The organism is Occallatibacter sp. (genome assembly GCF_049510455.1).
In the GTDB taxonomy this organism is placed as follows: Bacteria; Acidobacteriota; Terriglobia; order Terriglobales; family Acidobacteriaceae; genus Telmatobacter.
Map to the genome: position 1 here is coordinate 18,495 of NZ_JBEKYX010000014.1, position 15,008 is coordinate 33,502.

Below are 15,008 nucleotides of genomic sequence, written 5' to 3' on the forward strand. Positions count from 1 at the left end.
AGCGGTCCGCAGCCCGGAATTACAGGGGTTGGAACGGGAGAAACCATGATGCTCAAGGGAACCAAATCGTCTTTCACGCATGCATCGCGCTCAAGCCTGATCGCTCTTCTTGCCCTGACGGGCATAGCGCAGGCAGCCGTGTCTCAAACGAGTTCAGGCGCGCCTTCGGCGACACCGGCGGCTACATCCGCGCCGACCGCAGCGCCGCTGAGCAAAGACAAGCTTGATGCGCTGGTTGCGCCGATTGCTCTTTATCCCGATTCCCTGGTGGCCCAGATTCTGGCGGCGGCGACGAACCCGGAAGAGGTGGCGACGGCCGAGCAGTGGATGAAGCAGAACAATACGCTGAGCGGATCGATGCTGGTGTCTGCGATTGACGAGCAGCCGTGGAATCCGAGCACCAAAGCTCTCACGCAGTTCCCTTCTGTGCTGGCAAATCTTGATAGCAATCTGCCGTGGACATCGAGTCTGGGAGAAGCCTTCAGCCATCAGCAATCGGATGTGATGCACGCCGTGCAGAGAATGCGCGCCAAGGCACAGGCCGCAGGAAATCTCACGTCCACGTCACAGGTAAAGGTCGTGCAGCAGAATCCCTCGACGATTGTGATTCAGCCTGCGAGCGCGCAGACCATTTATGTGCCGCAATATAATCCGGCGCTGGTTTATGGAGCGCCTATCGTGGTGCCGTATTACACGCCGCCTGTGGTGTTGGCTTCGCCGGTGCTTGCCTGGGGACCGGGAATCACAGTGAATGTGGGGTGGGGCGGCGGCTGGGGTGGTTGGGGCGCATGGAACTGCAACTGGGGTGGCGGGGGTGTGTTCTACAACAACACTGTCTGGATCAATAACAACACCTACAACAACTATCATCCGTGGGGACCTGGGTGGGGACCACATGGACCTTATGGGCCGAATGGGCCTGGCGGTGGTGGATTTGGTCCTGGCGGCGGTGGCTATCACCCGATGGGGCCCAGTGGTCCTGGCGGTGGTGGGCAGCCTTACGGTCCTGGCGGCGGTGGATACCATCCCTCTGCTCCGAATGGCGGCGGTGGGCAGCCCAATGGTCCCGGTGGCGGCGGTGGATATCGGCCTTCAGGGCCAGGTGGCGGCAGCCCGCAAGGCGGCGGAGGCAATGGATTTCACCCCAATGGCGGTGGTTACCAACCTCAAGGCGGTTCTGCAAATGGCGGCCGCCCGTCCGGTTCCGGTGGATTTCAGCCTCAAGGTGGTGGCTTCAACGGAAACCGCAATTCGAATGGGCTCGGCATGAATCGCCAACGTTCGTATATGAGCGGCTCCGGGATGAACGATCGGGCTGCCGGCATGCGAGGCCGCTCCAGCATGGGCGGGTTCGGCGGAGGACGCGGCTCTGGTGGTGGTGGACGCGGCTTTGGCGGGGGCAGACGCTAAAGCTATCCGATAGCAGCGGAACAAACATTGCAAGGCTATCTTGCGCAAATACGCAACGCGAAGCCAGACGGAGTTAAAAAATGAAACTGAAATCACAACGCGCACTGAATTGGATCTTATGCATCGCGATGACCGTGCCATTGCTCGAAGTTGGCCTCATGCTTGGCTGCCGAAGCAAGCATTCTGAAGGCAAAGCGGCACAGGTCAGCTCCTTTGCCACGCCGGAAGAGGCTGGTGAAGTTCTTGCCAAGGCCGCGAAGGGTAACGATGATGCGGAACTGCTACGCGTGCTTGGGCCGGACTCGAAGCAGATTCTCAGCTCCGGAGACGCCAAGGAAGATCAGGGTGCGCTGGCCGATTTCGCCGCGAAGTATCAGCAGATGAATCGCTGGGCAGCAATGACCGATGGCAGCGAGATTCTCTTTATAGGAGCGGACAACTATCCTTTCCCGATTCCTCTTGTGAGCGATGGCCAGGGACGGTGGCGCTTTGACACGGAAAAAGGAAAGGATGAGATCCTTGCGCGGCGCATCGGCGAGAACGAACTGCTCGGCATCGACGCGGCGAATGCGATGGCTGGAGCTGAGGAGCTGTATCGCCGGCAGGCGCATGATGGCAACCCTGCGGGGCAATATACCACTTTGATTCTGAGCACGGCCGGCAAGCAGAACGGCCTCTATTGGGAGGTGCCACACGACAAGCCTTCGAGCCCGCTTGGGCGCCTGAATGAATTTGCCCAGGATGTCATTCATTCAACACCCTCGGGCGCCGCGCCGATTTTCGATGGCTACGAATTTCGCATTTTCACAGTAGCGCCGAATAAAACGCAGAGTAACGATCAGAGCCAATCTGATGCGGAAAAAGCAAAAAGCGAATTTGTCGTAGTTGCAGCTCCGGTTGAGTACGACAACTCCGGCATTATGACCTTCATCGCCGGGAAGGATGGCGTGGTCTATCAGAAAGACCTGGGCAAGGACACACGAGAGATCGCTGCTTCCATCAGCAGCTACAAACCTGGGGATGGCTGGGCGCGAGCCGACCAGTAAGAGGCATTGAGCCGCAAGCGAAAGACAGATAGGAACGAGTCATGATGAATCGACGTACGGCAATTCAAGAAATACTCGGCGCCGGCTTTGCGCTATCTCTTGCGCCACGGCTCCATGCGCTGGCCGAAGCCGGCATGGGACAGAACGGACACCCCCATCAGGAAGCCCACAAGGAAATGGTGGCCATTGGCCAGCAGTTCATGCAGCAGTACTTTGCACCGGCACTGTCCGTTGCCATAGTGCGCAATAGCCGCTTTGTGTATGAGCGGCCTTTTGGTATGGCCTATCCGAAGGGCTTTGAGCAGACAACCAGCGGGACGCTTTTTCGCATTGGAACGGCATCGATGCCCATTACGTCTGTGGCCATCTTTACCTTGATTGAGAAAGGCAAGATGAGTCTTGCAGACAAGGTGTTTGGGCCGAATGGAATTCTTGGCGATGCTTACAAGAAGAAAGAGTACAAGCAGTATGTCACCGACATTACAGTGGATCATCTGCTGACTCATACCTGCGGCGGATGGCCGAGCGACGCAACCGACCCGATGATGCACAACAATGGCTGGGACGCTGAGAAGTTGATCTCCTCGACGATCGAGGATTCTGCCTTGACTTCGGCTCCCGGCACAAAATGGGCGTATTCCAACTTTGGGTACTTTCTTCTTGGCCGCATCATCGAGAAGGTCTCTGGAATGTCGTACCAGGACTACGTTAAGCAGACCGTGCTTGCTCCGTGCGGCATTACCGCCATGCACATTGCCGCTAACTCGCTGAAGGAGCGCGATCCTAATGAAGCCGAGTACCTGGGTCAGTTCAACGAGAAGCCATACAGCATCAACGTGAGTCGTATGGACTCCGCGGCGGGATGGATCGCCTCTCCATCGGACATGGCGCGCTTTCTCACACATGTGGCAGGCACGCCTACGATTCCGAGTTTGCTGAGGCCCGAGACGATCATGCTGATGACCACACCGGTCGCGGCTTATCCGCAAAACTCGCCTGCAAGATACGCGCGAGGCTGGATGGTGGCCGAGAACGGAAAAGGGCTGTGGTTTCACTACGGTACGCTGCCGGGTTCAACTTCGGTCATTGTCAGAAGGCCGGACAGCATGTGCTGGTCTGCAATCACGAGCACCCGCAGTCTGCCCGCAGACACCATGACCAGCGCTCTGGACAAGATGGTCTGGGACATGGTTTCCCAGATGCCGCAGTGGGATTCGTAAGCAGCAGCGCCTTCGGACGCAGCTCACATTTCAGAAAGGAATGCATCATGACACACATACAACGTAAATCGATTCAACTTCTCCTATGCTCATTGCTTGCCTGCGTAAGCTTGTCAGCACAGCAGGAGATGTCAAACCAGGCTCCGGACAACGTTGCTGGTAAGTGGACCGTCTCTACGCTCGGTGAAACTGGCGTAGTTCATACCGATCACCTCACTATCAAGCAAGATGGCACCGTGCTGACCGGCAAATTCAAAGGGCCGAATCAGTCCGGTTCCATCAACGGGGGCATTAACGTGCACCATATCGAGATTCGAAGCAACACGAATCATCCGGTGGTGTTCCGCGGCCGTGTGGACGGCGACACGATCACTGGAAAGGTTCACGTGATGGGAAGAGTAGGAGAGTTTCGCGCGGTACGAGAGCCTTGATCTGCTGAATGCATCCGCAGCAAAGGCAATCGCCGCATCCTTGGATGCGGCGATTGCCTTTTGCAGCGAAAAATGTGCCCAATGCTCTCGGGCGGAAATGCTTACGGATATTTATGTGGCGCTGGTTTGCTCCAAATTCTGAATAATGTCAGGTCAGACTTTAATTCAGGCCTTCGTTTCGCATGCAAGTGGCGACAATCTCAGACAGGCTTGCGAGCTCTTCTTTCAAAACATAATTGCACGCTCCGGCCTTCACGGCCGCCGCGCGCAGATCGTCGTCATCGTAGTCGGTGACTAATATAATTCGCGCCGTGGGGTAGGAGCTGCGGATCTGCCGAGTCGCGGTCAGTCCATCCATCCTGGTCATGCGAACGTCCATCAGAACAACATCCGGCCGGTGCTTTTCATAGGCCCCCAAAGCATCCCAACCGTCGGTACACTCCTGGATCTCGCTCGCCATGTCCGCCAGAGATCGCCGCAGTACACGTCGGATTCCAGCATTATCATCCACAATCAATATCTTCATGTCGTTCTATTTCGTCCGTTCTGGAACTTCCAGTGCAGCACCCAGGTAAGCTAGCACGCAGCGAAAGGCCATCGATCCTTCTCAAGGTTAACGAAACCATACGTCCTGGAAAATAGAGGATGCTACATACAGACCCGTGTGGTACCACATGGGTTCCCGGCAAACCTCTTATAATCAAAGCCTAACCTCAGACCATGCTTTCGGTTCAGACAATTGTCCGGTAAATCTTCAGTGATATGTTGGCTCGTATGATTTCGGCCCGAAATCCAGATCAACTGCTTTACAGGCTGGCTCGCAGGCTCTCCGGCGGCTGGCTATGCGCAGTCATGGCCTGCCTGTTTTTGGCAGGATGGCCCGCCGCAGCTTCTGCCGCGGAATATCACCTGAAAACCTGGACTGTGGAAAATGGTCTTCCTCAAAATGTCATTCGCGGAATTGCTCAAACACCGGATGGTTATCTCTGGATTGCCACACTGGACGGCTTGGCGCGCTTCGATGGCGTGCGGTTTACTACCTTCAACAAGAGCAATGCAACTGGCATTGCTTCCAACCGGTTCAGCAGAATGGTGCAGGATCGGAGTGGCGATCTGTGGCTGAGCACTGAAAGCGGAGGACTGACGCGCTATCACGGCGGAACATTCCACTCGTTTGGGCCGGAAGACGGCATTCCGGCGGGCAGTGTCCGCGCGGTTCTCCGTGCCTCCGCTGGGGGAATATGGGTTTTGTCGGAAGATTCGATCCTGCGATTCAATCCGCAGACATCTGATTTTATGGATGTTACGCCCGCAGATGCCAAGGTACGCTATCAACCTCTTGTATGGGACAGCGCCGGATTTTGGGCCCAGGATAGCACGGGGTTACATCTTTTCATCGATGGAAGGTTTACCAGCTATCCACTGCCTGCCTGGCTTTCGGAAAAACCGCTCTGGGGTGTTGGCAGGGATCAAGGCGGCGGCCTATGGCTCGAAGCAGCAGATGGACGCCAAGGGATCATTCCCCCGGGTTCACAGACAGTTAAGCCAGTTGATACCAAACATCCTCAGACGACTCCTTACGTCGACTCCAATGGAAGGCAGTGGACGATCAGAATAAGCGGCCGACTGTCACGTCAACTGGAAGTCCAATCTTCCGGGCACATTGCCATTATTCCTATGACCCGCGTTTTTGAAGATAAAGAGGGCAACGTATGGATTGGTACGGAGGGTGACGGACTTTATCAACTACGGGAAGAAACAATCACTGTCTATTCAAAGGCCCAGGGATTGATTGACAAGGGTGCTTACCCTATCTATCAGGACAAATCCGGAACGATATGGATCGGCGCATGGAATCTTGGGCTCAGCAGCTTCCGTGATGGGCGGTTCACCAATTACTCGGTTGCACAAGGATTGCCTGCTCCACTGGTGAGTGCGCTGGGCGGAGACCGCGATGGCAACCTCTGGGTTGGCACGCATGGTGACTTAGCTGTCTTTCGCAATGAAACATTTCACACGCCCGATGTCTTTCTGCCTGAGCATTCGGTGGTCCACGCCATTCTGCAGGATCGCGGCGGAACCTTATGGCTCGGCACGACAAATGGTCTTGTTGCTTACAGGAATGGCCAGAGCCGCATCATCACCGAGCAGGATGGCCTGGCAAGCAATGACGTAAAGATCATCATCGAGAGCGCGTCAGGAGACTTATGGGTCGGAGGCTTCGGCGGCCTCACGCGGATTCACGGCAGCCAATTCACGCATTGGACAGAACGCGACGGACTGCCGAGCGACAACATCCGGTCCTTATATGAGGATGCGGACGGCGTTCTCTGGATTGGCACCTATGATGGCGGTCTGGGACGTTTCAAGAACGGGCAATTCACCCGCTACTCAGAACACAACGGCCTCTTCAACAACGGGGTATTCCAGGTTCTTGAAGATGGCAGAGGGAACCTCTGGATGAGCAGCAACAGAGGAATCTATCGCGTAAGCAAGAACGACCTGAATGCTGTGGCGAATGGCCGACAGACATCCATTACTTCCGTGGCCTACGGCAAGGCCGATGGCATGTTGAATGAGGAATGCAACGGAGGTATGGCTCCTGCCGGCATTAAGACCAAGGACGGCAAACTGTGGTTTCCGACGCAGGATGGCGTTGCCGTGATTGATCCTGGCACTGTCTGGATCAATCACCAATCGCCGCCGGTGATGATTGAATCCGCGTTAGTTGAAAGGGTTCCGGCGAACATCCAGAATGTCTTACGCATACCTCCGGGTAAAGAAAATCTTGAGATCGAATATACGGCTCTCAGCTTTGTTCGTTCGGAGCAGATTCGCTTTCGATACAAACTCGACGGGCTCGATTCCAACTGGATAGATGCTGGGGCCCGGCGCACCGCGTACTATTCGCACCTTCCGCCGGGGACATACACGTTTCACGTGATTGCCGCTAATAGCGACGGCGTGTGGAATACCGATGGCCAAAGCCTGACGATTACGGTGCAGGCGCCGTTTTACAGGACATGGTGGTTCATCGCCATTGTGGCGCTGTTTATCGCTGCATTGATCGCGCTTGCGGTTTACTATCGCATATCGCAGCTTAAGCATACGCAGGCTCTACAGAAGGCTTTTTCACAGCAGCTCATCGCTTCACAGGAAAGCGAACGGCAGAGAATTGCATCCGAACTGCACGATAGCCTCGGTCAGAGATTGCTGGTGATCAATAATCTGCTGAAGTTAGTGCTGGGAAAACAAAACAAAGGTATCGCGCCCAGCCAGGAAACGATGCAGGAGATCAGCGGGGAAACATCGCTCGCTATCCAGGAAACCCGCGAGATTTCGTACAACCTGCGGCCGTTTCAGCTGGATCGTCTTGGTTTGACCAAGGCGATAGAAATTGTGGGGCGTACAGTCTCTTCGGCTTCTAGAATTCCTATCGAATGCGATCTCGATAACATTGACGATGCATTGCCTGAGAATCTGCGGATCAACTTCTATCGAATTGTGCAGGAGTCTTTGAATAACGTCATGAAGCATTCGCAGGCTACCGAGGTAACGATCCGGATCATACGTAACGACGAGCGAATCGTGCTGACAGTTCGCGATAATGGCGTTGGCTTTATGCCGACAAATCACCCTTCAAAAGGCGGAAAGAGTGGATTCGGATTGACCGGAATGGCAGAGCGGGCGCATTCGCTTGGAGGCGTGTTCCGTTTTCGATCGGCCCCGACGCAAGGAACGACAATGACGGTCGAGATCCCGATTGACAACAGATGAAAGATGACTTCGGCGTAGCACTATTGCGGCAAGTGCAGTTGAATTAAGGAGGAAACCTGTGAAGATCGGGATTCGCAATTTGAATCTACTGACGTATTTCCCGATGACCGTAGGGCTGCTGTTGGCTGGCTGCAAATCACAGGCTAAGCCTGCGATTGCAATTACGCAGGTGCCGACGGCAGCTACGGGTGGGCCATCGCAGATGGAGCCGATAGCAGGAAACGTCACCAATGCCAAAACTGGCGACCAGGTGGTCCTGTATGCGCGAAGCGGCGTGTGGTGGCTTCAGCCGCTCACGGATCAGCCATACACCAAGGTTCCGGCAGACTCCCACTGGAAAAATCTCACACATCTCGGAACCGAATATGCCGCGCTGCTGGTTGAGCCCGGCTATAAGCCGGCCTCGAAGGCCATTACATTGCCAGCCGAAGGCGATGGCGTTCTGGCGGTCGCTGTCATGAAAGGCAGTGCAACTGCGGCTGACACGCCTCCAGGCATTCAATTCAGCGGGTATGACTGGACTGTCCAGACAGGAATGAGTGACCACGGCGGCCAGCCTTATGCTTATGATTCGGCAAATGCCTGGACTGACATCAAAGGCTATCTCCACCTTCGCATGGACTACCGCAATGGCCGCTGGGCCTGCGCGGAAGTGAGTCTGCAGAAGAGCCTGGGATATGGCACGTACAAGTTTGTAGTACAGGATTCCGCTCACCTGCGGCCATCTGCTGTGCTGGGAATGTTTACCTGGGATGATGCACACTCGACAAATTTCCGCAATGAAGTGGACATTGAGTTGAGCAAGTGGGGAAAAGCAGACAATTTAAACGCGCAATTTGTTGTGCAGCCTTTCTACGGCCCGGATAATCAATCCCGCTTCAGCACACCTGCTGGAGTTGAGACGTACGTTTTTCAATGGGCACCGGGCAAAGCGTCCTTCAGTGCGTTCACCGGCGAGGCGGCCGGCCAGGCAAAGCCGGTTTATGAACATGTTTTTCAGTCAGGAGTGCCGACTCCGGCGAACGAAAAAGTACACATGGATCTCTACGATTTTCATCATTCCGAGGGGCTTTCAGGCCAGCCCGAGGAGGCAATCATCGAGAGCTTCAGCTTTGTTCCGGCGCCGAAAGCGAATTGACTACAGAAAGACTTTGTGATGCGCTGGAGATCGGGAGATAATAGGGTGAATCTTTCGTAAGAGGCGACCATGGCAGCAGTCATCCGGGTTCTTATCGCCGACGATCACCCCCTCATGCGAAAGGGCCTGCGTATGAGCATTGAAGAGGATGCGACGCTGAAGGTGGTTGGGGAGGCATCAGACGGTGAAATGGCATTGTCACTTATCGAAGAGCTCCGGCCAAATGTTGCACTGCTTGATATCGAAATGCCGAAGCTTGACGGTCTGAAGGTTGCGCGGGAGATTTTCAAGCGCGGATTGAAGACTGAGGTGATTTTCCTTACATTTCATGCAAGCAGAGATCTCTTCCAGGATGCAATTGACCTTGGAGGCAAGGGATACATTCTGAAAGACAGCGCTGTGCAGGAAGTTGTAGCCGGCATTCATGCAGTAGCTTCCGGAAAGCCGTATCTCAGCTCCGCAATGACGATGGATTTGCTGCACAAGCCGGCGGCTGCAGCACAGAACACGAACTCGATGGATGGAGTTCACCTTACGCCAACGGAACGCCGCATTCTTCGCTTAATAAGCACCGGCAAAACCAGCAAAGAGATTGGAGACGAGCTCTCCATTCACTATCGGACCGTTGAGAACCACCGAACCAATATCTGTCGCAAGCTTGAGCTTGATGGCGAAGGCGCAAATGCGCTCCTTCGATTCGCTCTGCAAAACAAAACCATTCTTTAAGCCCCCTCGCACAATTCCCTCTTGTTACGACCTATGTGGAAGCACACGGGTCTTCGTGTAGTGTCCTCTATTTTGGTTTTCCTTGAGACTTCATACTCTTGGATCAAGGAGAACAGGCCGGCACACGGCAACTGCTCTCAAATTGCACAAAGTTTGTAAAACGAAGCGGCGGCGAGCTGATGCTCACCGGGCAATTGCCCCACCATGGCCAAATTCTGGTTTTGAACCTAGACAGAGGACATTATGCACATACCTAATTGCACCGTCGCTGGACGGATCAGGAACAGAGGAATCGCTCTGTATTTTTTCCTGGTTCCTGCCTGGCTGTTTATTCTCACGCTCACCATGAACGGGCAGACCGCATCGGTTCGGCCTGTTTCAGCTACATCAACATACCAGTTTCCTCAGATCACGATGACAGGGACTGTCCGGCAGTTAACGACTATGCAGACCACTGGCAAGTCGACTGGCAATCAGCTTGTCGTAGATGGTCCGCAAGGAACATTCACAGCGAACCTCGGCCCGAATATCAGCCGCAGTCTCCAGCAAAACCTCTCTTCTGGCAAGTCAGTTCAGGTATCGGGAACGATGCAGACAACTGGCGGCCAGGAATACCTGGTGGCCTATGTTCTCACCGTGGATGGCAACCAGATCACGATCCGCAACAAAAACGGATTTCTTGCTCACACACCATCTCGCGCACGCAATGCCTCAACCAGCGGCGCTCTCTATGGGGGTACAAAGTGAAATTGCGTCATATTTCCAGCCTTCTTGCTGCATTTGCTCTCGCGGTCACGGTTGTCGGCTGCGGCGGCTCATCGTCTAATCCGCCGACCCCGCAAGCGATTTCGGTTAGCATCAGCCCGGCGCCACCGTCGTCGATCGATGCGGGATCATCCATCAACGTGACAGCGGTCGTCAGCAATGACAGCGCCAATGCGGGAGTAAAGTGGTCTGTAAGTTGCTCCCTCTCCGCATGTGGAAGCGTTTCTGCCGCCAGCACCGCCAGCGGCACAGCAACTAAGTATTCCGCGCCTGCGTCGGTTGCCAGTCAGACCAGCGTGATAATCACTGCAACCTCGGTCTCGGACTCCACCAAGTCTGCGACAGCGACAATCTCGATTTCACCTGCAAATGCACCCATCTCCGTAGCACTGAGCGCTCCGCCCACCTCGATTACTGTCGGCGCTACCGCGCTATTGACGGCTAATGTGAGTAATGACAGCGCGAATGCTGGTGTTACCTGGTCCGTGACATGCGGAAGCTCCCTGTGCGGCAGCTTCAATCCAACTTCAACAGCTAGTGGTACGGCCACCACTTATACTGCTCCGGCTGCTGTTCCTTCACCAGCTACAGTGATGGTCACAGCGACATCCGTTACCGATACAACCAAGTCCGCTTCGGAAACCGTTAGCATCACGGCTCCGCAGCCGCTGCTTACCGATGGCAATTATGTGTTTCATCTCGCAGGCCAGGACAACTCCGGTTATTACTACGTCGCAGGCACATTTTCCGTGGCAAGCGGCGTTATCACAGCGGGAGAGCAGGACATGGTGGACGATAACAATTACTTCACCAACAGCCTCACTGCTTCGGGGTCAAGCCTGAGCAATGTGAATGGGAATATTCAGATCGCTCTGAATACCGGAAACACCAGCCTCGGCCAGAATGGTATAGAAACCATCCACGGCACCGTTGTATCCGCAACGCGTGTCTTGATCTCTGAGTTCGATACGTTCGCAAGCGCTACCGGCTCCATTGATCAGCAGACCAGCACAGACGCACCTTCAGGCGGATACGCTTTCAACGTGGGTGGGTTTGATGGCAACAATCCTCAATACACATTTGGGATTGGCGGCGTTATCAACATCAGCGGCTCGTCGATCGTAACCAGCGGCAGCGTGCTCGACTATAACGATGGCGGAACCCCTGCGCAAGATTTTGGCTTCGCTTCTGGCACTGTCAGCGCGCCTGACTCCTTTGGCCGCGTTGTCTTCACTCTGAACCCGAGTTCGGCCTCTGGTCTTCCGTCCTTCGCACTGGCGGGATACATCATTGGCTCGAACCAGATTCAACTGGTGGAAACCGCGGATTCTCTACAGGGCGATCTTGGCGGCACTGCTCTCGGCCAGGGAAACAATGCCGGCAAGTTCAGCGCGGCAAGCGTCGCAGCAGGCACGTATATCCTGGGTGCAAACGGAGAGGACGCCATCAGCAACGTAAGCACAGTGTTTCAAATGGCTGGCGCCTTTGCCTTCAACTCCGACGGTACGGTATCCGGAGTTGTCCCATTCAACGATCTGACCATCCATCCCGGCGCTCAGATCACATCGGGCAATTACACCGTGGATGCAACAGGCCGCGTTACGGTCAATGTGAACACGGATGTAAATGGCAGCAACTTACCCTTCGTCTTCCAGTTCTATCTGGATGGCAATGGAAACGCGCTGGAACTAGGCGTGGACCCGATAGAGGTTACGTGGGGACAGGCTTATCTGCAGAATTCCCCTCCCAGCGATGTGGAAGGCAACTTTGCGCTCGCTGCGTACGGTTTCAACAATTCCAATATGATTCCGGCTATGGGCGCAGTAGGCCCTGTGGCAGTGTCCTCTGACAACTTCTCGGGGTACACAGACATGAGCGTCCAGAATGCCGATAACTCAGCGTCCATCGTTACTCCGGGCGTAACCCTCACAGGTACGGTAGATACCTCTACCGGTCAATTCGCCCTGTACGGACTTAACGCCACGCTAAATTCACAGACGCTATCCAGCTTCGGCTACTATCCCATCGATGCCCAGAGAATTCTCGCAATCGAACTGGATGGGCAGCAGATGAGCTTGGTGATGATGGAACAAATACAGCAACTACAGCAATAGCAATCCAGAATAGTCCGGCGGCTGCACCACAGCCGCCGGACATAAACAAACCCAGTTACTGCAACCGCTTCAACTAGCCCGGCTGCGTCTTAGCCATTGAACCCTGGATTCATAAGAGCGGGAAAAGAGGTCTACCTCAAATGAATATAAAATCGATGCCCGAATGGAAAGCCAACTCTGCCAGCGAATGGCTCACCGAAGCAGAAGCAGCCCAATATCTTAGAGTCAATCTGCTCACGCTGTTCCAATGGGTGCGTGAAAGAAAGGTTCCGGCACATCAACTTTCCGGTGTTCGGCGCTGTGTCTGGAAATTTCTGCGGCCTGAGTTGGATGCCGTGCTGGACCCATCCGCCCGTGCCGCTGCTGACAGGAGACAGCAATAAGGGTTCGGCGATATATTCACAGAGGTGTTCACGAAAATGCTTAGGTTAGTGCTGGAATTGAGACAGGAAATGCGTGAGACCTCGCCTTATGATTCAAAGCCAATTGGCATTCTGTCCGATTGTGCGAGACCGGAACGAGACTCGCAGCACAAAGCCATGAAACAATAAAATATATTCGCCATGAACCAAGACAACGCGCCTGAAAACCAGCCCATTCCTGAAATCACTTCCGAGCCCGTGGCCGAGGCCGCTGCCGAACCCACTGAAAGCTTTGGTGACCTGCTCGCCCAGTTCGAGAGATCCCACGCGCATCCTCCGCAGGCAGGACAACGACAGCTTGAAGGAACAGTGATCTCCGTCTCAGCAGACAAGGTCTTTCTCGACATCGGGTATAAGATCGAGGGCGTCCTTCCACTTTCCGCTTTCGATCGCAACGGCCTGGATGTAGCGGCCGGCCAAACTTATCCCGTCTCCATTACAGGCCGTAACGAGGAAGGCTACTACGATCTTTCGCGTTTCAAGGTCGCCCAACCTAAAGACTGGTCTGCCCTTGAAGAAGCCTTTGAGCAGAAGCTTGCGGTTGTGGGTACGGTTACAGCGATTGTGAAAGGCGGAGCCAGCGTCGATATCGGCGTTCGTGCCTTTATGCCCGCCAGCCGCAGCGGAACCCACGATGCAGCCGCGCTGGAGGCCCTGGTTGGCCAGCAGATTACGTGTCGCATCACCAAACTCGACGTCGCCGATGAAGATGTTGTCGTCGACCGCCGCGTTGTCCTCGAAGAGCAGACGCGCATGGAGGCCGAGGGCCGTTACGCCACACTCAAGGAAGGTGATACGGTTACCGGCACGGTACGCACGCTTATGCCTTATGGCGCATTCCTTGACCTTGGCGGCGTTGATGGCCTTCTGCATGTCAGCGACATTGCATGGACACGCATCACCAAGCCCGAAGATGTGCTCGCAGTCGGACAGAAGCTCGAAGTCAAAATTCTTAAAATCGATTCCGACACGAAAAAGATCTCGCTCGGCCTCAAGCAACTTCAGTCCGAACCGTGGCAAGCTGTTCCTGAGCGCTATCAGCCTGGCCAACGCATCAGCGGTTCCGTTACACGCGTCACCGACTTTGGCGCATTCGTAGAGCTCGAGCCCGGCATTGAAGGGCTTATCCACGTTTCAGAGATGTCCTGGGGCAAGAAGGTTCGCGTTGCCAGCGATATCGTAAAACCCGGTGAACGCGTCGATGCCGTCATTCTTTCCATCAAGCCGCCGGAAGGTCCGCAGCAGCCTGGTCGCATTTCGCTCGGCCTCAAACAGACCCTCACCGATCCGTGGACTGAGTTTGCACAGAAGTTTCCTGTTGGCGCTCATGTTCAGGGCCCTGTCACCAAAATGATGGCGTTTGGCGCATTCGTGCAAATCGCCGAAGGCCTGGAAGGTCTTGTCCATATCAGCGAAATCGTTGCCGACCGCCGCCTCAATCATCCCTCGGAGGTGCTTCACACAGGCCAGACCGTACAAGCGCAGATCCTTGCTCTCGATGCGGGCAAGCGTCAGATCAAGCTCAGCATGAAGCAACTCATCCCTACCGGCCTTGACGAGTACATTGCCGAGCACAAGGTGGGTGACAAAGTCTCTGGCCGCGTAGTCACTGAGTCGCCGGCCATCATTGAATTAGGCGAAGGCATCCGCGCCGCTTGCGGTATATCAGATGCGCTTTCGACGCCGGCTCTCAACGCAGCGACGTCCACGACATCTGGCAAAGCCGACCTGTCGTCGTTAAGCTCGATGCTGCAGGCCCGCTGGAAGGGCAGTGCGCCCGCTGCTGCCAATCAACCAGCGCCGCTGCAGGCCGGCCAAATCCGCACCTTTAAAATCACCAGGCTTGACCCTGCAAGCAAATCCATCGAAGTCGATCTCGCGTAATTCATTCAAGTCTTCCGCTCTGCTGAGCGCTCCAGAGCGGAAGACGATCAATTCACCACTCTTCGCTTTTTCTGA

Annotated in this window: 14 protein-coding genes; 11 read left to right on the plus strand and 3 right to left on the minus strand. The window is 55.0% G+C overall.

Features of this window, described 5'->3' with window-relative positions:
• The first annotated feature begins 45 nt into the window (after window positions 1-45).
• The 4 genes from ABSG47_RS04295 (at window position 46) to ABSG47_RS04310 (ending at window position 4,107) form a co-directional block, all read left to right on the plus strand.
• A complete protein-coding gene (locus ABSG47_RS04295; RefSeq protein WP_424166854.1) occupies window positions 46-1,410 on the plus strand; it encodes a DUF3300 domain-containing protein in 1,365 nt (454 codons plus the stop codon).
• A 128-nt stretch (window positions 1,411-1,538) separates the two neighbouring features.
• Window positions 1,539-2,456, plus strand: a complete 918-nt coding sequence (locus ABSG47_RS04300; protein ID WP_424166856.1) for a DUF2950 family protein — start codon at window positions 1,539-1,541, stop codon at window positions 2,454-2,456.
• Between the two features lie 41 nt (window positions 2,457-2,497).
• A complete protein-coding gene (locus ABSG47_RS04305; RefSeq protein ID WP_424166859.1) occupies window positions 2,498-3,676 on the plus strand; it encodes a serine hydrolase domain-containing protein in 1,179 nt (392 codons plus the stop codon).
• 128 nt (window positions 3,677-3,804) lie between these two features.
• On the plus strand, window positions 3,805-4,107 hold the full coding sequence (locus tag ABSG47_RS04310; RefSeq protein WP_424166861.1) for a hypothetical protein: 303 nt from the start codon (window positions 3,805-3,807) through the stop codon (window positions 4,105-4,107).
• A 160-nt stretch (window positions 4,108-4,267) separates the two neighbouring features.
• Here ABSG47_RS04310 and ABSG47_RS04315 read toward each other — a convergent pair whose 3' ends face one another.
• Entirely contained in the window at window positions 4,268-4,633 is a 366-nt protein-coding gene (locus tag ABSG47_RS04315; RefSeq protein ID WP_424166864.1) for a response regulator transcription factor, read from the minus strand.
• A 248-nt stretch (window positions 4,634-4,881) separates the two neighbouring features.
• Between ABSG47_RS04315 and ABSG47_RS04320 the strand changes: the two genes are divergently transcribed.
• From ABSG47_RS04320 to ABSG47_RS04335, 4 genes are all read left to right on the plus strand, one after another.
• On the plus strand, window positions 4,882-7,884 hold the full coding sequence (locus ABSG47_RS04320) for a sensor histidine kinase (protein ID WP_424166867.1): 3,003 nt from the start codon (window positions 4,882-4,884) through the stop codon (window positions 7,882-7,884).
• A 58-nt stretch (window positions 7,885-7,942) separates the two neighbouring features.
• Complete coding sequence (locus tag ABSG47_RS04325) at window positions 7,943-9,022, plus strand: LamG domain-containing protein (protein ID WP_424166869.1); 1,080 nt, start codon at window positions 7,943-7,945, stop codon at window positions 9,020-9,022.
• Between the two features lie 69 nt (window positions 9,023-9,091).
• Window positions 9,092-9,748 carry a response regulator gene (locus ABSG47_RS04330; protein ID WP_424166872.1) on the plus strand — a complete coding sequence of 219 codons (657 nt, stop codon included), beginning with the start codon at window positions 9,092-9,094 and terminating at the stop codon, window positions 9,746-9,748.
• Window positions 9,749-10,192: 444 nt separating this feature from the next.
• The gene (locus ABSG47_RS04335; protein WP_424166875.1) at window positions 10,193-10,495 is read left to right on the plus strand and encodes a hypothetical protein; all 303 of its coding nucleotides are present in this window, start codon (window positions 10,193-10,195) and stop codon (window positions 10,493-10,495) included.
• 7 nt (window positions 10,496-10,502) lie between these two features.
• Here ABSG47_RS04335 and ABSG47_RS04340 read toward each other — a convergent pair whose 3' ends face one another.
• The gene (locus tag ABSG47_RS04340) at window positions 10,503-10,763 is read right to left on the minus strand and encodes a hypothetical protein (protein WP_424166878.1); all 261 of its coding nucleotides are present in this window, start codon (window positions 10,761-10,763) and stop codon (window positions 10,503-10,505) included.
• A 36-nt stretch (window positions 10,764-10,799) separates the two neighbouring features.
• Window positions 10,800-11,066: a hypothetical protein gene (locus ABSG47_RS04345; RefSeq protein ID WP_424166880.1), complete on the minus strand. Its 267-nt coding sequence runs from the start codon at window positions 11,064-11,066 to the stop codon at window positions 10,800-10,802.
• Window positions 11,067-11,106: 40 nt separating this feature from the next.
• Here ABSG47_RS04345 and ABSG47_RS04350 point away from each other — a divergent pair, with 40 nt between their 5' ends.
• The 3 genes from ABSG47_RS04350 (at window position 11,107) to ABSG47_RS04360 (ending at window position 14,933) form a co-directional block, all read left to right on the plus strand.
• Window positions 11,107-12,627, plus strand: coding sequence for an autotransporter outer membrane beta-barrel domain-containing protein (locus ABSG47_RS04350; RefSeq protein WP_424166883.1), 1,521 nt, complete (start codon window positions 11,107-11,109; stop codon window positions 12,625-12,627).
• Between the two features lie 140 nt (window positions 12,628-12,767).
• Entirely contained in the window at window positions 12,768-13,010 is a 243-nt protein-coding gene (locus ABSG47_RS04355; RefSeq protein ID WP_424166886.1) for an excisionase family DNA-binding protein, read from the plus strand.
• A 180-nt stretch (window positions 13,011-13,190) separates the two neighbouring features.
• Window positions 13,191-14,933: a S1 RNA-binding domain-containing protein gene (locus tag ABSG47_RS04360; RefSeq protein ID WP_424166889.1), complete on the plus strand. Its 1,743-nt coding sequence runs from the start codon at window positions 13,191-13,193 to the stop codon at window positions 14,931-14,933.
• The last annotated feature ends 75 nt before the right edge of the window (window positions 14,934-15,008 follow it).